Annotated in this window: 19 protein-coding genes; 5 read left to right on the top strand and 14 right to left on the bottom strand. The window is 55.5% G+C overall.

Going from position 1 to position 18,099, the window contains the following annotated elements:
* Positions 1-47: 47 nt before the first annotated feature.
* The 7 genes from AC6I8L_RS04470 to AC6I8L_RS04440 all read right to left on the bottom strand — a co-directional run bounded on the left by AC6I8L_RS04470 (position 48) and on the right by AC6I8L_RS04440 (position 6,478).
* Positions 48-1,583 (bottom strand): FAD-dependent oxidoreductase, encoded by a 1,536-nt coding sequence (locus tag AC6I8L_RS04470; RefSeq protein ID WP_058961468.1) that lies wholly within the window; start codon positions 1,581-1,583, stop codon positions 48-50.
* Between the two features lie 159 nt (positions 1,584-1,742).
* Positions 1,743-2,891: an N-acetylglucosamine-6-phosphate deacetylase gene (locus AC6I8L_RS04465; RefSeq protein ID WP_064511358.1), complete on the bottom strand. Its 1,149-nt coding sequence runs from the start codon at positions 2,889-2,891 to the stop codon at positions 1,743-1,745.
* Between the two features lies 1 nt (position 2,892).
* A complete protein-coding gene (locus AC6I8L_RS04460) occupies positions 2,893-3,666 on the bottom strand; it encodes a 6-phosphogluconolactonase (protein WP_058961470.1) in 774 nt (257 codons plus the stop codon).
* Between the two features lie 2 nt (positions 3,667-3,668).
* Complete coding sequence (locus AC6I8L_RS04455; protein ID WP_058961471.1) at positions 3,669-5,192, bottom strand: sodium:solute symporter family protein; 1,524 nt, start codon at positions 5,190-5,192, stop codon at positions 3,669-3,671.
* Positions 5,193-5,427: 235 nt separating this feature from the next.
* Positions 5,428-5,730, bottom strand: a complete 303-nt coding sequence (locus tag AC6I8L_RS04450; protein ID WP_034830548.1) for a PsiF family protein — start codon at positions 5,728-5,730, stop codon at positions 5,428-5,430.
* A gap of 136 nt (positions 5,731-5,866) precedes the next feature.
* Positions 5,867-6,121, bottom strand: a complete 255-nt coding sequence (iraP, locus tag AC6I8L_RS04445; RefSeq protein ID WP_034830496.1) for an anti-adapter protein IraP — start codon at positions 6,119-6,121, stop codon at positions 5,867-5,869.
* Positions 6,122-6,331: 210 nt separating this feature from the next.
* A complete protein-coding gene (locus tag AC6I8L_RS04440) occupies positions 6,332-6,478 on the bottom strand; it encodes a hypothetical protein (protein WP_167347131.1) in 147 nt (48 codons plus the stop codon).
* Between the two features lie 253 nt (positions 6,479-6,731).
* Here AC6I8L_RS04440 and AC6I8L_RS04435 point away from each other — a divergent pair, with 253 nt between their 5' ends.
* On the top strand, positions 6,732-9,812 hold the full coding sequence (locus AC6I8L_RS04435; protein ID WP_058961472.1) for a beta-galactosidase: 3,081 nt from the start codon (positions 6,732-6,734) through the stop codon (positions 9,810-9,812).
* Here AC6I8L_RS04435 and AC6I8L_RS04430 read toward each other — a convergent pair.
* Positions 9,751-11,058 carry a multidrug efflux MFS transporter gene (locus AC6I8L_RS04430; RefSeq protein ID WP_058961473.1) on the bottom strand — a complete coding sequence of 436 codons (1,308 nt, stop codon included), beginning with the start codon at positions 11,056-11,058 and terminating at the stop codon, positions 9,751-9,753. The two genes, AC6I8L_RS04435 and AC6I8L_RS04430, sit on opposite strands and share 62 nt — an antisense overlap.
* 393 nt (positions 11,059-11,451) lie before the next feature.
* On the opposite strand from AC6I8L_RS04430, the gene AC6I8L_RS04425 reads away from it, so the two are divergent.
* Entirely contained in the window at positions 11,452-11,706 is a 255-nt protein-coding gene (locus tag AC6I8L_RS04425) for a biofilm development regulator YmgB/AriR family protein (protein WP_034830488.1), read from the top strand.
* 114 nt (positions 11,707-11,820) lie between these two features.
* Here the strand turns inward: AC6I8L_RS04425 and AC6I8L_RS04420 are convergent, their stop codons facing one another.
* From AC6I8L_RS04420 to AC6I8L_RS04410, 3 genes are all read right to left on the bottom strand, one after another.
* A complete protein-coding gene (locus AC6I8L_RS04420) occupies positions 11,821-12,138 on the bottom strand; it encodes a hypothetical protein (RefSeq protein ID WP_058961474.1) in 318 nt (105 codons plus the stop codon).
* 172 nt (positions 12,139-12,310) lie between these two features.
* Positions 12,311-12,610, bottom strand: coding sequence for an I78 family peptidase inhibitor (locus AC6I8L_RS04415; RefSeq protein WP_045833892.1), 300 nt, complete (start codon positions 12,608-12,610; stop codon positions 12,311-12,313).
* Positions 12,611-12,932: 322 nt separating this feature from the next.
* Positions 12,933-15,527, bottom strand: a complete 2,595-nt coding sequence (locus AC6I8L_RS04410; RefSeq protein ID WP_058961475.1) for a bifunctional diguanylate cyclase/phosphodiesterase — start codon at positions 15,525-15,527, stop codon at positions 12,933-12,935.
* Between the two features lie 215 nt (positions 15,528-15,742).
* Here AC6I8L_RS04410 and AC6I8L_RS04405 point away from each other — a divergent pair, with 215 nt between their 5' ends.
* Complete coding sequence (locus AC6I8L_RS04405; protein WP_034830547.1) at positions 15,743-16,390, top strand: CPBP family intramembrane glutamic endopeptidase; 648 nt, start codon at positions 15,743-15,745, stop codon at positions 16,388-16,390.
* A 42-nt stretch (positions 16,391-16,432) separates the two neighbouring features.
* Here the strand turns inward: AC6I8L_RS04405 and AC6I8L_RS04400 are convergent, their stop codons facing one another.
* A complete protein-coding gene (locus AC6I8L_RS04400) occupies positions 16,433-16,618 on the bottom strand; it encodes a hypothetical protein (RefSeq protein WP_034830477.1) in 186 nt (61 codons plus the stop codon).
* Positions 16,619-16,831: 213 nt separating this feature from the next.
* Here AC6I8L_RS04400 and AC6I8L_RS04395 point away from each other — a divergent pair, with 213 nt between their 5' ends.
* Both AC6I8L_RS04395 and AC6I8L_RS04390 read left to right on the top strand, forming a co-directional pair.
* On the top strand, positions 16,832-17,002 hold the full coding sequence (locus AC6I8L_RS04395; protein WP_007887091.1) for a hypothetical protein: 171 nt from the start codon (positions 16,832-16,834) through the stop codon (positions 17,000-17,002).
* A gap of 111 nt (positions 17,003-17,113) precedes the next feature.
* Positions 17,114-17,347, top strand: coding sequence for a hypothetical protein (locus AC6I8L_RS04390; RefSeq protein ID WP_034830475.1), 234 nt, complete (start codon positions 17,114-17,116; stop codon positions 17,345-17,347).
* 111 nt (positions 17,348-17,458) lie between these two features.
* Here AC6I8L_RS04390 and yniD read toward each other — a convergent pair whose 3' ends face one another.
* Both yniD and AC6I8L_RS04380 read right to left on the bottom strand, forming a co-directional pair.
* Entirely contained in the window at positions 17,459-17,566 is a 108-nt protein-coding gene (gene yniD, locus AC6I8L_RS04385; protein ID WP_097117533.1) for a small membrane protein YniD, read from the bottom strand.
* 78 nt (positions 17,567-17,644) lie between these two features.
* Entirely contained in the window at positions 17,645-18,073 is a 429-nt protein-coding gene (locus tag AC6I8L_RS04380) for an OsmC family protein (protein WP_034830472.1), read from the bottom strand.
* Positions 18,074-18,099: the final 26 nt, after the last annotated feature.

The raw sequence follows: 18,099 nt of genomic DNA, 5'->3' as shown, positions 1-18,099 counted from the left end.
CAGGTGCGTCTGTCCGCGCACCTGATCCCGCCCAGTCTTGCCCCCCTTTACGCGCCCTGTCCCTGATAGGCTTCAAATAGCGCTAGCCCTTGCGCCAGCGTCATCGGTTGCTGCATGGCTTCCACCAGCGTCGCGGTCAGCGTGTACATCCCAGCTGAACACACCGCCGCGATGATGCCCTGACGACAGTAAAAGGCGATAAAGCTTTTGTCCTGAAGCGATCCCAGCAGTCGGTAGTCGTCCCACTCTTCGGCATGGCCCAGATATTCGTAGCGCGTGCCGTAGTGCGCAGTCCAGAAAAACGGCACGCGATCATACATCACTCCTTTACCCAGCATATTGAGTGCCGCGATACGTCCCTGCTGATGTGCCACACGATAGTGTTCAATGCGCTGCGGGCCACGCGGCGTGAGATAACTGGCAATATCACCCGCGACCCAGATATTTTCAGCAACGCGTAGCTGCCCATCGGCGAGCAGGCTGCCATCGTCCTGCAGTGGCAAATCGTGGATGAAATCTGTCGCCGGTTTCACGCCAGTGGCAAACAGCACCTGAGTTGCTGGCACGGATTTACCCCCTTTTAGGCGCACCGCACGCACCTGCTCATCCCCTTCCAGCGCTTCCGGCTTACCCTCAACAAATTTCACCCCATTGCTGCGATGCAGTTCGTAAAAATGGCGTCCAATCTCTTCACCAAACTGCTTTGCAAACGGCAGTGGATGACGGGCAATCACCGTGACATCCACATCCCGATTGCGCAGCGCGCCCGCCATCTCCATACCGATAAAGCTATTGCCGATTATCACCAGCTGCTCTGTTTGATCCACCTGTTTGAGCAGTTCATCCGCCTGATTTAGCGAACGTAACAGATGCACCCCCTGCAAATCCTTACCGGGGATGTTAAGCGGCTGCGGCACGCCGCCGCTGGCAATAAGTAGCTGGTCAAATTTCACTGTCTGACCATCCGCAAGAATCAACGTCTGATCCTGCGCCTTGAGTTGCGCGACCTCACCCTGAATGCGCTGTAGCGAACCCAGCACATCCGGCTTAAGCAGTTTAGGCACATCCTCGATCGCCATTTTTCCCGAGGGCACAAATTTGCTCAGCGCGGTGCGATCGTAAGGGGCGGCAGATTCGCGCTCCACCAGCACAATGCGGCCACTAAAACCTTCATCACGTAGCGTCCAGATCGCCGCACTGCCTGCGGCTCCAGAACCTAAAATCACGCACACCGGCGATTCGCCCTGAGCGGCGGGGGCGCTGGCAGGCGACATCGCCTGCGGATTGACCAGCACCTTGCCCTGTTCAACACGCACCGGATAGCGTTTAAGATTGGCCAATGCCAGCGGCTCACACATTTTGCCATCACGCAGTTGAAATACCGCCTTGTGCCACGGACACACCAGCTTACCGCCGCAGATTGCGCCCTGCTCTAACGGCGCTCCCGCATGGGGACACTTTGCCTGCAACGCCTGCACCCGTTCGCCATCGCGAACCAGCACCATATCGATATCACCCACGGTGAATTTGGTGGGTTTGCGCTGCGCCAGCGACTTGAGTTCCACGACAGATTGATAGCTCACGATTAGCCTCCTGCGTTGTTATTGGATTTGACGACATTACATCCCTACAAACAGTAAGCCTGGCAAAGCAGGAGGATTTCGCTGGAGAAACAAAGCGTAACGGCGGATAAGCTATTACTTATCACACCGTTAGTGAGGAAAATAAAATCGCGCTTCAGGCTAAGCCGTTTGCCACACCTTTTTGCCCTGTTTGATACACGCAACTAACGCCACGCTCCCATCTGGCTGGGGTTTCAGCAACAACACATCCGCCGGCGCGCCGGGTGCCAACCCATGCTGCTGTGGCAAATCTAACTGCCGTGCCGGACGAATCGATGCCATCTCAATCGCCTGCGGCAAAGAGGCTAATTGTTGCCGCAGCAGAAAATTGACGCCATCCAGCAGCCCACGCGCGGAACCGGCCAGCAGCTGGGGCGCATCCGCCATGCTGAGCCGCCCTTCCACGCTCAACTGCACACGTCCACCTATTGCCGAATCGTAAATCCCTGGCGGCTGCCCGGCAAAGCAGGTCACATCACTCACCAGCAGCGCCTGCTCGCCTTTTGCCCGCATAAAGACTTTCAACACCTCTGCGGGCAGATGATTACCATCGGCAATCAGCGTGGCCGCCAGCGCATCTTCCGCCAGCTGCTGCCAGATGTAATTGGGATGGCGCGGCAGTTGCAGGTGCGCACCATTGCCCAGATGAGTTGAAAGCGAAGCGCCTGCCAGCACCGCATCATGAATCTGCGCGGCAGAGGCCGAAGTGTGCCCAATCGCCACCCGAACCTGCTGCGCCACGCAATGCCGGATGAGCTCGCCGCTTTGCGGCCATTCCGGTGAGAGCGTCAGCAAACCAATGCGCTGCTGCGCGGCCCGTTGCCAGCTTTCAAACAGGAACATATCCGGCGCACAGATCGCCTCCCGTGGATGCGCACCACGCGGGCCGTCCTCCGGTGACAAAAATGGCCCTTCCAGATGAAAACCCGGCACCGCCAGCGCGACGTCCGAATAGTGCTCACAGGCGCTGGCCAGCTGCTGCAACGCTTGCGCAATCTCCCCGGGCTGAGCGGTGATCACCGTCGGCATAAAGCTGGTGACCCCTTGTTGCCACAACGCGCGCGTGGCATCCAGCACATCCTGTTCGCTAAAAGGAAAGTGATTAAAGTCCACGCCCTGAAAGCCGTTAACTTGCAAATCCACCAGCCCCGGCGCCAGAATCAGATCGTTGTCGGGCTCTGGCAACGATCGCACCTCTGCCAGCAGGCCTTCACACATGTAGAGCTCAATCGGATCCAGCGTGCGGTAATCGCGACCGCGTAATAGCATTTCAGTCAAAAATCACCTCCGCGCAGGCATCGGCGTCGGTATATAGCGTGCAGTTGGGATGCTGGCGCAATCGGGTTGCCGGGCAAGCCGTGGATATCGCGTCGTGCAATGTTGCCTGCACCGCTGCCCGTTTGGTCGCACCCGGCACCATGCAGAACAACCTGGTGCCACGCATCAAAGCGGGAATGGTCAGCGTCACCGCGTGCGTCGGCACCTGCTCGAGTGTGGGGAAACAGCCGTCGTTGACCTGCTGCTGACGGCAGGCGTGATCCAGTTGCACTGTCTTGACGCTAAGCGGATCGCTGAAATCCGCTACCGGCGGATCGTTAAAGGCCAGATGGCCATTTTCACCAATGCCCAGACAGACCACATCGATCGGTGCCGCCTCCAACTTGCGCGCATATTCGCGACACACTCCCGCAGGATCGCCACCTGAAGGGATGAGATACACTTCGCCAGGTTGTACCCGGTCAAACAGATGTTCACGCAGGAAATGGCTAAAGCGCTGCGGCGCATCTTCATTCAACCCAATGTATTCATCCATATGGAACGCGTGAATACGCGACCAGTCGAGATTCGGCGCGGCAGCCAGCGCGGCAAGAAACTCATGTTGTGAGGGGGCGGCAGCAAATACCATCCGCACCACCCCCTGCTGTTGCAGTAATTGCTGCAAATGGGCGATGGCATCCTCTGCCGCCGCGATACCTAATGCATCACGATGGGCGAAGCGCTTGACCCACAAGCGGTCGCGCTTTCCCTGTTGTAAAAGCGTCATTCTTATTCCTCCTGAGAAGCGTTGTGACTTTTCGGCCAGTGCGCACTGGCGGGCATATCCTGATCCTGATTGAGTGCCGCGAGCAGCGCGTCGACTTCCGGACTGACCGGTGCACGACGCAGCCATCCCATCACCACAAACAGCATCAGCGATGACATCACGGGGGCGGCCACCTGAGTGGCAGTGCTGACATCAGTAAAGATAAATTTCACGCAGAAAAAGGTGCCCACGCCCACGGCCCAACTCATCAGCGCCGCGGCACTGCCGCTACGACGAAATGCGGGCAGTAAGCCTAAAAGCATCGGAATCGAAATGGGCCCCACTAATCCACCGAACCAGATAATCAGCAGAGACAGCACACCGCCGAAACGGCTGGCATTCATGGCGATAATCAACGTGGTGATGATGAAGAGAAAAGCCGTCAGACGCGCGACGAGCAGCGAGCTTTTACCGCGCTGAAAATGGCGCGGCAGCATGCCGGGAAGAATGTCACGCGTAACCACCGCCGTGATGGCATTGGCATCTGATGAAGTCATCGACAGTGTGTGAGTGAACATCGCCACCAGCACTAATCCTATTAACCCATTCGGTAGTAATTCCATCGCCATCACAGAGTATGAACGTGAGGGATCGCTAAGATTGGGGAACAGCAGCGGTGCCGCCCACATCGGCCAGAACAGTATCAGCGGCCAGATCAGGTAAAGTGCGGCCGAGAGCAACGCCGCTTTACGTGCATCGCGACCCGCCGGTGCGGCGATGAAGCGCTGTGCCAGATTCCAGGTGCCGCCGTTGTAGCTCAGGGTGTAAATCACAAAGTAGGCGAGGATAAAGCCGAGCGTATACGGCTCCTGAACGATGTCGGTGTGGGTGGCAGGCAGGTGTTGCCAGATGGTGAGTAGCTCGCCGAAACCGCCCAGATGCATCGCCACGGCCACCACCATGACCATCGCGGCGACAAACTGCACCACAAACTGGCCGAAATCATTGCAGGCATCGGCCCATAAACCGCCCATCACGGTATAAAACAGGCTAAGCGCCCCGGAGATACAGATGCCAATCAACGGATCTAACCCGGTAAAGACATTGATGATTACGGCAATGGCGGCCCATTTGGCGCCGACGTCGAAGGTTTTCAGCAGCACCCCACTCCACGCCAGCACCATTTGCGTTGGCAGGTTATAACGCGTGGCGAGGTACTCCATCGGCGATTCGATATTCATATGGATTCGCAGTCTGGCCCAGCGTGGAGCAAACAACCGCGACCCGATTAATACCGCAACGGAGATGGGAAACGCCCACCAGAAATAGATGGTGATGCCCATGTTATAAGCCACTGCCGCATAGGCCACGAACACGGCCGCACTGTAGCCGGACATATGATGCGAGACGCCCGACAACCACCAGGGCATTTTCCCGCCTGCCGCAAAGAAATCACGCGTGCTGCCGACTTTACGCATCGCCCAGAGCGTAATGGCCACTATCATCAGCGCATAGAGCGCCATCACAGCATAATCAAGCACATTCATAGCCGTCTCCACAGGTCAAATCTGCCCGACGAAAGCATCCGGTTCGAGGGGAAGGATAGATTATTTTTTAATTAGTCCTTATTTAGGATTAATGCATCCTGGCAGCATCACCGCGTTTAAAATGTGACGACGCTCCGGCTATTACTTTTTCTTCTGACCGGTGAATGGGAGCGAGTGAGAAGCAATAAAAAAGGGCTCATACACAGTATGAACCCTTAAATCAGGTGCAATTCGATTAGGCTTTTTTCAGGCAGGAACTCATAAAGGTCTTACGTGCATCGCCGCTGAGTTTTTTATCAGCCGCGTCGGTATTACAGGTTTTCATCTTCATTTGCTGCGGCGTCATGCTGCCCATCTTGCTGTCTTTTTTCAGACAGTCGCTCATGAAGGATTTACGCGCATCCCCTTTTAAATCCTGAGAAGATGCGTGTTGATTACACATGGTCATTTTATTTTGTTGGGCGGTTTTCTCTGCTGCACCCGCATTGCCCGCCAACAGCAGGCCTGCTGCTATCATTGCCAAAAGACACGATTTCATTGCCGGAATCTCCATAGAATTATTGCCTCTTAATCATGGCAGGAAATAAGCAATGCAGAAAAAAATATATTCCCTCGTCCAGAGCTTGCTGCGAGCACGCTAACAGCAAAATCGGTTCTTCAGCGTGGCGTGACGCTTACACGCGGGGATGATTCAGCAGCTTTTCAACGTAGTTACGCAGCAGAGTGGTATCTGGGGTTTCTGCCGCAGGGGCAAGTGGAGGCATCGCGGTGGCGATACCGGCCGCAATCTCGTTGAATTGTTCAGGATCCAGCTTACGCAGCATGGCCGTCAGCACAATTTCTAATGCCTCTACCTGGACCACTAATTCTTTTGACTCTTCTTCTTTCTCAGCCAGTTTTAGCAGAAGTTCCGCGATAAGGTTTTTCATGCGACAGGCTCAATAAGAGATGGAAAACAGACGTTAGCATTGAGGGGGTTAAAACAACAGGGATTTTTGGCGGTTTGCTTAAATTTTAGAATAAGCGCAGCGTTAAAAAAGAAACGGAATTTCAATATGTAACGGCGAAACGTTTCACTTCATTGGTCATGCTTCTTCGAAACGTTTCGCGCGTAATCATGCATTAACGTCTGGCGCTAATTAATGGGGTCCCATAAAGCCATGCCCTGGACCGCCACCGCCGCCAGGACCACCCCAACCGCCTCCGCCACCCGGCGGTGGGAAGATACAACCGCTCAGCGCGGCCACCAATGCCACAACGGCAGCGATTTTAATAATACGGACCATAATTACCTCTGGATGGTGAAATCGGGCTGAGTGTATGAGGCGGTAACGGGCACGACAATACAGAATTCTCTGCAACCCGGCGCTATTCATCTCTGCTCACCACGCTTAACAAATTACTGGCACTACGCCCGCAAAAAAACCACAGAGGCATCATCATATTGAAGAAAATTTCAACCATTGCGGGCGGTCGATCACTTTACACGCCGCGCGAAATGACGCAATGTGAGCGCATTACAATCAATGAGATCTTACCATGACCCTGCCCACCCTTTCTCTCAGTGATATCCTGGCGCGTCGCGACTGGGAAAATCCGGTGATCACTAGCCTGAACCGTCTGGGTGCCCATCCGCCGTTTTCCAGCTGGCGCGATGAAGTCAGTGCGCGCGACGATGCCCCTTCTCCATCACACCAGTTACTGAATGGACACTGGAGTTTCAGCTATTTCTCACAGCCTGAAGCGGTGCCACAAAGCTGGTTGCTGCAGGATTTGCCTGGCGCGCACTCCCTGCCCGTGCCTGCAAACTGGCAGCTGCATGGCTTTGACGCGCCAATCTACACTAACGTGCAATATCCGATTCCTGTGAACCCGCCGTTTGTTCCTCAGGAAAACCCCACCGGATGTTATTCGCTCACATTCAATGTCGATGAGAGTTGGCTGACGCAAGGACAAACGCGCATTGTGTTTGACGGCGTTAACTCGGCCTTTTTCCTGTGGTGTAACGGCCAGTGGATCGGCTATTCACAGGACAGCCGCCTGCCCGCCGAGTTTGATCTCAGTCAGGCATTACAGCGTGGCCAGAACCGACTGGCAGTGATGGTGTTGCGCTGGAGCGATGGCAGCTATTTAGAAGATCAGGATATGTGGCGCATGAGCGGGATTTTCCGCGACGTCAGCCTGCTGCATAAGCCATCGACTCAACTGGCCGATGTGCAAATCGAAACGGCGCTGAGCCCGGAATATATCCGTGGCGATCTGCGCGTGAGTGTCAAAATTCACGCCGGCGAACACCCGCTTAATCAGTGCCGTCTGCGTGTGAGCCTGTGGCAGGACGAAACCTGCATCGGCAGTGAAGAACAAGCGCCGGGCAGTGCGGTGATTGACGAACGTGGGCATTACCCAGAGCGCGCGCTGCTGGTGCTGCCGATAAAAAATCCCCTGCTGTGGAGTGCGGAAACGCCCCATCTCTATCGTGCCGTGGTGACGCTATTGGATGACAACGGGCAGGTGATTGAAGCCGAAGCCTACGATGTCGGCTTCCGGCGTGTCAGCATTGAAAACGGTCAACTGTGCGTCAACGGCAAGGCCCTGCTGATTCGCGGCGTTAACCGTCATGAACATCATCCGGAAAATGGCCAGGTGGTGGATGAAGCCAGCATGCGGCGCGATATTGAATTAATGAAACGCCACAACTTCAACGCCGTTCGCTGTGCGCATTATCCCAACCATCCGCTGTGGTATCGCCTGTGCGATGAATATGGCCTGTATGTCGTCGATGAGGCCAATATTGAAACCCACGGCATGCAGCCCATGAACCGTTTATCGGCCGATCCACGCTGGTTCGCCGCCTATAGCGAGCGCGTCACGCGCATGTTGCAGCGCGATCGTAACCACGCTTGTATCATCATCTGGTCACTCGGCAATGAGTCCGGCCATGGCAGTACCCATGATGCGCTCTATCAATGGGTGAAAAGCAGCGATCCGACCCGTCCGGTGCAATATGAAGGCGGTGGCGCCAATACTGCCGCCACCGATATTGTCTGCCCAATGTATGCGCGCGTTGATCAGGATCAGCCCTTCCCTGCCGTACCGAAGTGGTCATTGAAAAAATGGATTGGCCTGCCGGGTGAAACGCGTCCGCTGATCCTCTGCGAGTATGCGCACGCCATGGGCAATAGCTTCGGTGGCTTCGCCAAATACTGGCAGGCTTTCCGTCAGTTCCCGCGCCTGCAGGGCGGTTTTGTCTGGGATTGGGTCGATCAAAGCCTGACGCGTTATGACGAACAAGGCCAGCCATGGCAGGCTTACGGCGGCGATTTTGGCGACACGCCTAACGACCGCCAGTTCTGTATGAACGGTCTGGTGTTTGCCGATCGAACGCCGCATCCGGCTTTGTTTGAAGCGCAGCGTGCGCAGCAATTCTTCCAGTTCCAGCGCGATGCCAGTAATGCCTGGCGTTTCACGATCTCCAGCGAGTACCTGTTCCGCAGCAGCGATAATGAAGTGCTGCGCTGGTCGATTGAACAGGATGGCGTTTCCGTCGCGCAGGGCGAACTGCCGCTGCATCTCGTCGCGCAGGGCAGCCAGACGATTAATATTCCAGCCGCTGAACATTTACAAGGGAATGCGTGGCTGAATCTCGCGGTACATCAGATCGCTGCCACCGCATGGTCGGAAGCCGATGCCCGCGTGGCCTGGGATCAGTGGCCGCTGCCCGCCGCGTTAATGCCTCGTGTGATTGATGCCACGCCCACCGCGCCAGAGCTGATAGCCAATCACGATTTGGTTGCCGTGCAACTGCCGCAACAGCGTTGGCACTTCTCGCGCCGCAGTGGGGAATTGGTGCAGTGGTTTGTTAACGATGAAGAGACAATGCTGACGTCATTGCAGGAGTGCTTTGTACGCGCGCCGATTGATAACGATATCGGCACCAGTGAAGCCGCCAATGTCGATCCCAATGCCTGGGTGGAGCGCTGGAAACACGCGGGCTATAACCAGCTGGAAGCAGTGCTGCAGGATATGCAGGTCGATAGTCTGAAACACAGCGTGCTGATTGAAACCTGGCATCAGTGGCAGGCCAATGGGCAGGTGATCTTTACCAGCCACAAGCGTTATCAGATCGGTGGCAACGGTGAGTTGAGCGTCAGTGTCGAGGTGCAACAGGCGCCGGGCTTGCCTGCTCCCGCGCGCATCGGGTTGCGTTGTCAGTTGAGGAGCGCGCCGCAGAGTGTGAGCTGGCTCGGCCTGGGCCCGCATGAAAACTATCCGGATCGTCAGCTGGCGGCGCAGTTTTCACACTGGCAGCAGCCGCTGACTTCGCTGAGTACCGCCTATGTGTTTCCCGGTGAAAATGGATTGCGCTGCGGTACGCGCCAGCTTGATACCGGCAGCTGGCAGGCGAGCGGCGATTTTGCGTTCTCGCTCAGCCGCTTCAGCCTCGAACAGCTGCGTGATACCTCGCATCGCCATCTGTTGCGGGAAGAAGAAGGCTGTTGGCTGCACCTTGATGGCTTCCATATGGGCGTGGGCGGTGACGATTCCTGGAGCCCCAGCGTCAGCCCGGAGTTTTTGCTTTCTCAGCAGCAGTGGCACTACGCGCTGACGCTGCGCCAGTAGACTTCTTCGCCGCCTCACCTTGCTGGCTCAGCGGTGGAGACAGCTCGGTTTTCGGGCGGCGATAGAAGCGGCGCAGAAGCAGGACATTCAACAGCACCACCACGGCGGTAGCGAAGAAGACCCAGCGATAGCCGGTCGCAGCAGACACCGCCGCACCCAATAGCGGGCCGGCCACGTTGCCGAGATACATAAAGGATTGGTTGTAGCCAAAGATGCGTCCGGTGACATTATCGCGCGAGTGGCGTACCAGCAGCGTTTGTACTGCAGGCATCATCGCGCCATCGGCAAAGCCCAGCAGGAAACGCAGCACGCCTAACTGAGTGGCGCTGGTAACGAATGACATCGCCATCAGCAACACCAGAGAAAACAGCATGGTGCCCATCAGAATGCGCTGCGTGCCAATGCGATCGCCCAGCTTACCCAAACGAGGGGCGGAGATCAGCGCCGAAACGCCCGGCAGTGCGGCAATCACTCCACTGAGGAAGGCCAGATTCTGCGCATCGGGCGCCAGCTCACGCACGAACAGCGTCAGGATCGGGTTCACCGAGCCGTTACACATCTGGATCACCATGGTGGTGACGAACAGACACATCATCAGGCGAGGATTGTCGAGGCTGCGGAACACCTCGCGTCCGCTCATTTTGTCCTGCTTGCTCACTGGCGTGTAGCCGGTCTCTTTGATCAGGAACAACGTGACAAGGAAGCTCACCATCAACAGCACTGCCGTGACAATAAACACCATGCGCAGTCCCAGCCAGTCAGCCAGAAGCCCGCCAATCATCGGCCCCAAAATCACGCCGCCAATTTGTCCGGTGGAGACACAGCTCAATGCCCAGCCGCTGCGCTCACGCGGAACCTGAGCGGCCACCAGCGCCATCGCATTAGGAATATAACCGGATGTCAGGCCCATTAGCGCACGCAGCAGCAGCAGTTGCCATGCTTCGGTCACAAACGCCTGCAGCAGAATCACCGCGCCCATGCCAAAGGATGCGCGTAACAGCATCAGCTTGCGCCCTTTGCGGTCAGCCAGACTGCCCCACAGCGGTGCCACCGCAGCAGATACGATGAAGGTGATACTGAAGGTGAGACCCGACCAGACGCTCAGTGCATTGGTGCCATGGATACCGAGTTCCTCAACGTAGAGCGGCAGGAAGGGAATGATCTGGCTGATGGCCAATCCAGTGAAAAAGCAGCCAAACCAGACCGAAATCAGATTGACCTTCCAGGACTCGATGGAGCGTAGCATGGGCATCTACATCAGAAAAAATGAAATGAGGGTTCAGTCTAACAACCTCATAACATCGCTGGACGGCAAAACATGGCATCGGGTTAAAAACGCAGTTTTCCGCTGCCGTGCGTGATTCTGCTCACAGCAAATAGTGTAAGGGGCACGATTTTTAGTGTCTTTATGTGCTGAAACAAACAACTCAGCAAGATAAGCGCATCGCGATAGAGAGCAAACGTGAAAAAATATGTCTATCCATTACTGACAATATTCGACGCCGCATCTATGTTTAAAAAATCACCGGCCATCGCTGGCGAGGCGCTGCCCGTTCTGGACAGTTCCCATGCTTAACCCATGTTTCCCAATGCTGCCAATAAACGGCGGTGGGCATCGTTGTCTCTGCGGAGGTCAGCCATGAGAGCACATCCTAACAGCGCCAGCCGGGCGATTACCGACTACTTCAACAGTCCTGCCTGGCATGCGCCGCACGAGAGCGATCTGCTGGCAGCGATCATGCGCGAATTGATGGATGATGGTCAGCCCGCGACCAGTAAAGCGATCATTGCGCGGGTGATTGCCAAACTGGAGTTTGAAGGGGATGAGCAGCAGCTCCAAAGCTATCGCAATCTGTTGGCGCAGTTGCTGGAAGACAGGCAACAAAAGCCGTAAGGTGCCGTCATTAAACCACCGAAGAAATCGCCTTGTGTGCGGCGGATTTAAAGGACATTTACAGCGTTCAGGGATTTCAAGACGCGCCGTAAGCGGGCGCGCCTCCATATCGTGTTACTTCACTGCGCGCAGGTGATCGGCCTCGCTGACCACCGCTTTTCCGCTTGTACGCTGGTACAGGCACAGCTCACGCCCAATCTGATTTTTCATGTGCTTCTGCGGATAACGCCCTTCCAGCAGTACCGCGTCGTAGCCGACGCTGTCGTCATACTGAATCGGTTTCCCCACCACCTTCACCCCTTTCAGGCCGCTGGCTTTCAGACAGGCTTGCTGCCGGGTTTGGCTGTTTTGCTGCCAGGCGGCTTCGCTCGAGGCGTGCGCCAGTGGACTTAATAGCAGGGTGATTAGCAGAATTTTTTTGGTGTGTCTCATCGTCGCTCCTCATCAATCCAGTACGGATTAATAGATAAAAAAATTCCCGCCGAGGCGGGAAGAAACAAGACGAGCATTGCATATTCGAGAGTGACGAGGAAATCTCCGTAATGCGCAGCTATCCTCGCCCGGCGCCATGACAGCCCGATGACAATGCGATGTCCGTTTGAATTTATCCGCAATAAACCCGCGAAATTTTACCACTCTGATCAGCAGTAAAATTCAGGCGGCGCAGGTTGAAGTCCATGGTGACGGCACCGTTCCACGGAATGGCGCGCACCGGCACCGCAAAGCGTTGGGTATCAAGGCTACTCAGTGGCTGGCCGATATAATTCTGATATTGCGATGCGCCACACTGATCGGTTTCGGGATCGTGGCTGACGGCAGCGGTGCTGTCTGGTTTGCTGGCGGACTGACAGGCGGTTAAGGCAAAAAAGGCCGTGGCCAGTAACGCTTTTCCATAATGGGTCACAAGTTTCTCCTCCTGGATAGAAAACGAACCGTTCCCGAGAGTAACAAAGCAAGCCGCTGATGTGAAAATAATGCCAGTGGATTAATCGAAGAATTGTGCTCTAACACGAGATTTCCCTCTCACTTCCCAGGATTAATCGCACGTCGTGTCTAAAATTTATGCGCTCAGACACTACAATTAACTAAGAATTATCTGAGGAGACGATAATGGAACTCGCCATTTTTATCGGTTTTGCCATCCTGATGACCGTGATTGCGGTGCGGGTGCGTTAAGCCCTGATGATACTGGCGGCTAAACGGCCGCCACGACGGAGAAGCCGCACTTATTGAGCGGCTTCTTTTTCATCCTGCAAGCGCACTTTAAACGCCCCAAGTGGCATTGGCTTGCCGAGAAAATAGCCCTGCCCCTCTTCACAGGAAAGCGCCTTCAGCTCATTGAGCTGCGCTTCGGTTTCAATCCCTTCTGCCGTGATGGTGAGTGCAAATGCCCGCGCCAATCCGACAATCCCCGCCACCACTGATTGCGCCTGCCTGGATTCCGGGAACTCTTTCATCCATGATCGATCGATTTTCAAGCCATTGAACGGGAAGGTTTTGAGATAGCCTAAGGCAGCATAGCCAGTACCAAAATCATCCACCGTCAGCCGCACGCCCAGCGCACGCAACCCCTGCATGATTTCCAGCGCACGATCGGGATGCTCGAAGGTCACGTTTTCAGTGATCTCCAGTTCCAGCCGTGTGGCTGGTAAACCGCTCACCGCCAGCGCGTGTGCGACACGATCCACCAGATCGCTGTTACGGAATTCCACCGGAGAGATGTTCACGGATACGTAACGCTGGTCGCCCCAATCGCTGGCATCATGGCAGGCGCGCATTAGCACCCAGTCACTGATGGCAGCGATCAACCCATTCTCTTCCGCCAGCGGAATAAAGCGGTCAGGGGTAATCCATTGATCCTCAGCCACTTGCCAGCGAATCAGCGCTTCTGCGCCAGCCAGCTGTCCACTTTGCAGCTGGTAACGCGGCTGATAGTGCAGGGAAAACGTATTGTTGCGGAGTGCCTCTTCAATCGCCTGCACCATATCGCGTTTCGATTGAATATGGTTGGCCATATCGTTGGAGTACCACACCCAGCGATCGCGTCCAGCCGTGCGTGCCTGACCGAGTGCAATGTCCGCCAGTCGCAGCAAGGCTTCCGGCTGGCTGGCATCCTGCGGTGCGCTGACAATCCCCATGCTGGCGGTAAGGCTCAGTTGGTGTGATCCGGTGATAATTGGCTGATGGACGGCGCGCTGCAGCGCACGGCAACGATACTCCAGCCCGGCACGCGAGCTTTCGCGCAGCAACAGAATAAACTCATCCCCGCCCAGCCGTGCCGCCAGTTCATCGGGACCAATCAGATTTTTCAGCCGCTGAGAAATCTCATTCAGCACCACATCGCCCACCGCATGGCCCCATGAATCGTTGATCGGTTTGAACTGATCCAGATCGAAGCTGATCACAAACAGCGGTGACGCTTGCGTGGCGTGTTCCAGATGCGTGGTCAGAAATTCCTGCAGTTGCATGCGGTTGGCGAGGCCAGTGAGCAGATCGTGGCGTGACAGGAACTGGATGCGCGCTTCCGCATCCACTTCATGGGTGATATCAGATACTGCACCGCGAAAGCCGGTACGCAAGCCGTTGCGGCGAATAGTTTTCGCCATCAGTTCACCGATACGACGCTCACCATTGGCGGCCATAAACTGGCAGCGCAGCGGCACATGCTGCATTTCATCGCCCTGACGCAGCAGCCAGGCCACCAGTGAATGGCTAGGATGGCTAAGGAGTTGATCTAGCGGGCGTCCAATCCAGCTTTTAATATCGTGTCCGGTGACTGCCGCAAAGCGCGAGGAGAGATAGCAAAGGCGCCCCTGATCGTCCACTTCCCAAATCCAGTCCGAAGCGGCTTCAGCCAGGTCGCGGAAACGCTCTTCACTGTTGGCCAGTTCACGCTGGCTGATGGCCAGCATTTCAAAGCGACGATCGGAAATGACGGCGTTATGCAGCGCATGGCGAATGACACGGCGTGTCACCAGCGCAACTGCCAGCGCCGTAAACAGCAACAGTGGCATCATCAGCCAGATCACGCCAAAACCGGGATTTTTGGCCTGCCAGCGCAATACCAGCGGCTCGCCCTGAATCACCGGTTCGGCCAGCCGCGGTTCATACAACGCATCGTTTAAGCCATTGGCGATGCGCGGCGCAATAACATTGAGTGCCTTGCCAAAGGCCTGCAATTTTTCCGGGGTCATGATGTTGACGAACACCATCACCGAAGCTGGGCCCGGAATAGTGGGAAGATCGGGTACCTTGCCTGGCGTGATCGGCGCGGCTACCACCAATGCCGGCTGTTGATTGATTATCGCATTGCGCGTAATGCCATCGTCAGGCTGGTGACGCGCGGCGGCCAACAACAGTGCAGTTTGCCCGCCCAGCCAACTCTCCAGCGAAGCCTCTGACAATTTGCCATCTACTACCGCATAGCGCGTTTTGCCGGCACCATCGATGACAAACACGCCGTCATAGTGATACTCCTTATACAGTCCCGGCCCTAAGTTCTCCTCGTCCCACGCCCAGACTTTATTTACCGTCAGGTGCAGATTCTTCCAGCCTTCACCCCAGTTGGCGTAATCACGTACATCGGTGATCATCTTCTCCTGCTGCTGTTGCCAGGCCTGGCGCATCAGGTTGACATCCTGCTGGATGGAGTCAGTGTTTTGTCGATGGGCAATCACCAGCACCATTACGACAGAAAGCAATAGCACGCCAAAGAGTAGCGACGTTAAGGTGCGCAGACTGCGTCGCGTCACCCGTACCGTGTGTGCTTCCATATTAGCCCTGGCAGGCAAGGTCGCGTGCCGGTGATACTCAGAATTCATGCAATGTGCTCGCAAACAGAGGCAGCAAAAAAGAAGACAGGGTGCGCTTTCGATGCGCCTCCGTCCTGTAATGGTTTTTTTGGTTATCGGCGCAGGCCGCTGCAGATTTAGTCCTCGCGGCGGAATTTTTGAGCAGTGCAATTCTGTGTGGGGCCATCTCGACAGCAATGATCGCCATTGCTACTATGCGTTTTCCTCTGCCCATTGAGCTGACTATGGACACCCAATCCGACAAAGTGACGCTGACGCTGTTCTACGCCGCGAGCTTTGTGGTGTATTACGTTGTGACCATGCTGATTACGCTGTTTCCCAACTACGGGGCGCTGCGCAATAACGGTTTACTGGTGCCGGTGCTCTGCTTGTTTGAATTCGCGGTGATCTACCCGCTGTATCGTTTTTACTGCCAACGCCGGACTGACATTCCACTGGGATATCTGCGTCCCGGCCAGGCGTTGCTGTTTGTGGGTGCGCTGGTGGCGCTGATGGTGGCGCAGACGCAATTCCTGCAACCGGAAGGCTGGTTGATTGCGCAGAGTCAACAGGGACGCAGTTCGATGCTGATCCTGCTGCTGACTGCGGTGCTGCTGGCACCGGTGTTTGAAGAGGTGTTGTTCCGCGGTTTTCTGTTACAAGGATTTTTGTTGTGGGCACCGAAGAGTCGCTTCGCCTGCATGCTGCTCACCTCGCTGCTGTTCGCCGCGATGCACACGCAATACGTGCATTGGGAAACCATCGTGGCCCTGACGCTGTTTTCACTGTTGCTGTGTTACGCCCGTCTGCGCAGTAATAGCCTCGCGCTGCCCATCTTCCTGCATACGCTGAATAACCTGATCGCGATTCTGCCCGCCTGGTTTTACGCATAAAAAAACAGCGCAATCTCTTGCGCTGTTTTCAGAATTAAAGCATCAGGAAATCGCCGAGTCTTTGTGTTTGTCCGCCTCAAAATGGGCTTTGAACTGCTCGTAGATAGAAATCATGTTTGAAGCATCGCCTTGCATTGGGCTGAGTTTGCCTGCACGCACCAGTTCAATCACCAGTTGCAGTGCGGCTTGTTTAGGGCTGCTAGCCGGATGGGCAATTTCGTTCAACATTGGTCACTCACTCATCATTTTTGTCAGGGCCGCACAGTTTAGCCCAGATTGTACTGCTGTTGTGCGTCGGTCTGGTTATAATCTCGCCGTTCGCACCACAAGGCCGCTCGGGGTGATCATTGACTCTGCTGCCGTTTGGCTATACTGGATTAAAAAAAGGAACGAACAGCCACTGCTTCCGTATCATCAGGAACGTGTTTAAGGAGTCCAATCATGCTGATTGGTTTTGTGTTGTTAGTGAGCGCGTGTGGACATGATGCCTGTGACGCCTTACCGGTGTCAGAACGTATCTACCCAACCAAAGTGGCCTGTGAGCAAATGGCCGACCGCATCCATAAAGTTCGACCGAATGTGGTCCTGCTGTGCGGGGAAGTGCACCGTTAATTCGGTGCCAGTTTTATTTAAGCTGTACAAAAATAAGCCAGACGGCATTGCAAGATCGGCGCTTAGCGTCCAAAATATAAGCTGCTTTACACTATTACCGTTGTGAATCCCATGAAGAAAACTCGCCCCCGTCGTCCAAACGGACGCTGGGTTTATTACATTTTGTATGATGGCATTCTCTGGCCCTGCCCGGTGCGCTGGGAGTGGGAGAGCAGCTTTGAAGGCTGGTTGCCATTCTACTACTCGCCGACTTTTGAGTTTGTGGCGGGCGACCCACGCAAGGCCTATCGCATTGCGCGCAGCAGTGTGCGTAATGTTCGCCATCCGGACAGCGAGTACGCCTGAATCAACCAAGTTGCCATGGCAACCAGGAGGCGGTCAGCAGATAGTGCACCCCTTCCAGCACCAGAATCACCATCACTAGCACGCCGAGCTTATGGCGGCAGATCCAGTCTTTCAACCCCATATCATCGCCGCCCAGCGAATCAGCATCAGCGCGCCGCAGATGCACAGCAGCACCACAATCATTTTCCAGTGTTTAGTTGCAGCCAGTTTTTTCCCCACGCATCCTCCAGACGGCAGAAAGCAACGATGCGCCCTGAGGCGCATCGTTATTCTACCGCTGGTAAAGCGTAAGGGCGATTAATTATTCAGCGTATAGTCCAGGCTAATTTCAGCATTCAGGACTTGTGACACCGGGCAGCCAGCTTTAGCTTTCTGAATAATCTCATCAAATTTGGCGCTATCGATGCCCGGCAGCGCGATGGTGCTGGTGAGGGCGATTTTAGTGATGGCAAAACCTTCACCCTTTTTGTCCAGCGACACATCCGCCGTGGTGTCGATACTTTTTGGCGGATGGCCAGCCTGACCCAGCATCAGCGACAGCGCCATGGAGAAGCATGCCGCATGTGCTGCACCGATCAGCTCTTCCGGATTGGTGCCCTTCTCACCCTCAAAGCGGGTATTGAAGCCATAAGGCTGGTTGCTCAGCACGCCACTTTCGGTGCTCACGGTACCCTTGCCTTTGATGTCGCCTTCCCAATGGGCCGATCCTTTCTTATGAATGGTCATGTCATTCCTCCTGTTAGTCAGACAGC

The organism is Type-E symbiont of Plautia stali (assembly GCF_059731115.1).
The sequence above is the reverse complement of the archived record's forward strand: the minus strand, read 5'-3'. Positions and strand labels throughout refer to the sequence as shown.

What these genes read in the sequence shown, in the direction of transcription:
- AC6I8L_RS04450 (WP_034830548.1), bottom strand. Translation starts at nt 5,730, where the DNA reads ATGAAATCGTGTCTTTTGGCAATGATAGCAGCAGGCCTGCTGTTGGCG.
- AC6I8L_RS04400 (WP_034830477.1), bottom strand. Translation starts at nt 16,618, where the DNA reads ATGTTGAACGAAATTGCCCATCCGGCTAGCAGCCCTAAACAAGCCGCA.
- AC6I8L_RS04420 (WP_058961474.1), bottom strand. Translation starts at nt 12,138, where the DNA reads ATGAGACACACCAAAAAAATTCTGCTAATCACCCTGCTATTAAGTCCA.
- AC6I8L_RS04455 (WP_058961471.1), bottom strand. Translation starts at nt 5,192, where the DNA reads ATGAATGTGCTTGATTATGCTGTGATGGCGCTCTATGCGCTGATGATA.
- AC6I8L_RS04425 (WP_034830488.1), top strand. Translation starts at nt 11,452, where the DNA reads ATGAGAGCACATCCTAACAGCGCCAGCCGGGCGATTACCGACTACTTC.
- AC6I8L_RS04405 (WP_034830547.1), top strand. Translation starts at nt 15,743, where the DNA reads ATGGACACCCAATCCGACAAAGTGACGCTGACGCTGTTCTACGCCGCG.
- iraP (WP_034830496.1), bottom strand. Translation starts at nt 6,121, where the DNA reads ATGAAAAACCTTATCGCGGAACTTCTGCTAAAACTGGCTGAGAAAGAA.
- AC6I8L_RS04440 (WP_167347131.1), bottom strand. Translation starts at nt 6,478, where the DNA reads ATGGTCCGTATTATTAAAATCGCTGCCGTTGTGGCATTGGTGGCCGCG.
- AC6I8L_RS04380 (WP_034830472.1), bottom strand. Translation starts at nt 18,073, where the DNA reads ATGACCATTCATAAGAAAGGATCGGCCCATTGGGAAGGCGACATCAAA.
- AC6I8L_RS04395 (WP_007887091.1), top strand. Translation starts at nt 16,832, where the DNA reads ATGCTGATTGGTTTTGTGTTGTTAGTGAGCGCGTGTGGACATGATGCC.
- AC6I8L_RS04410 (WP_058961475.1), bottom strand. Translation starts at nt 15,527, where the DNA reads ATGAATTCTGAGTATCACCGGCACGCGACCTTGCCTGCCAGGGCTAAT.
- AC6I8L_RS04390 (WP_034830475.1), top strand. Translation starts at nt 17,114, where the DNA reads ATGAAGAAAACTCGCCCCCGTCGTCCAAACGGACGCTGGGTTTATTAC.
- AC6I8L_RS04460 (WP_058961470.1), bottom strand. Translation starts at nt 3,666, where the DNA reads ATGACGCTTTTACAACAGGGAAAGCGCGACCGCTTGTGGGTCAAGCGC.
- AC6I8L_RS04435 (WP_058961472.1), top strand. Translation starts at nt 6,732, where the DNA reads ATGACCCTGCCCACCCTTTCTCTCAGTGATATCCTGGCGCGTCGCGAC.
- AC6I8L_RS04465 (WP_064511358.1), bottom strand. Translation starts at nt 2,891, where the DNA reads ATGCTATTACGCGGTCGCGATTACCGCACGCTGGATCCGATTGAGCTC.
- AC6I8L_RS04430 (WP_058961473.1), bottom strand. Translation starts at nt 11,058, where the DNA reads ATGCTACGCTCCATCGAGTCCTGGAAGGTCAATCTGATTTCGGTCTGG.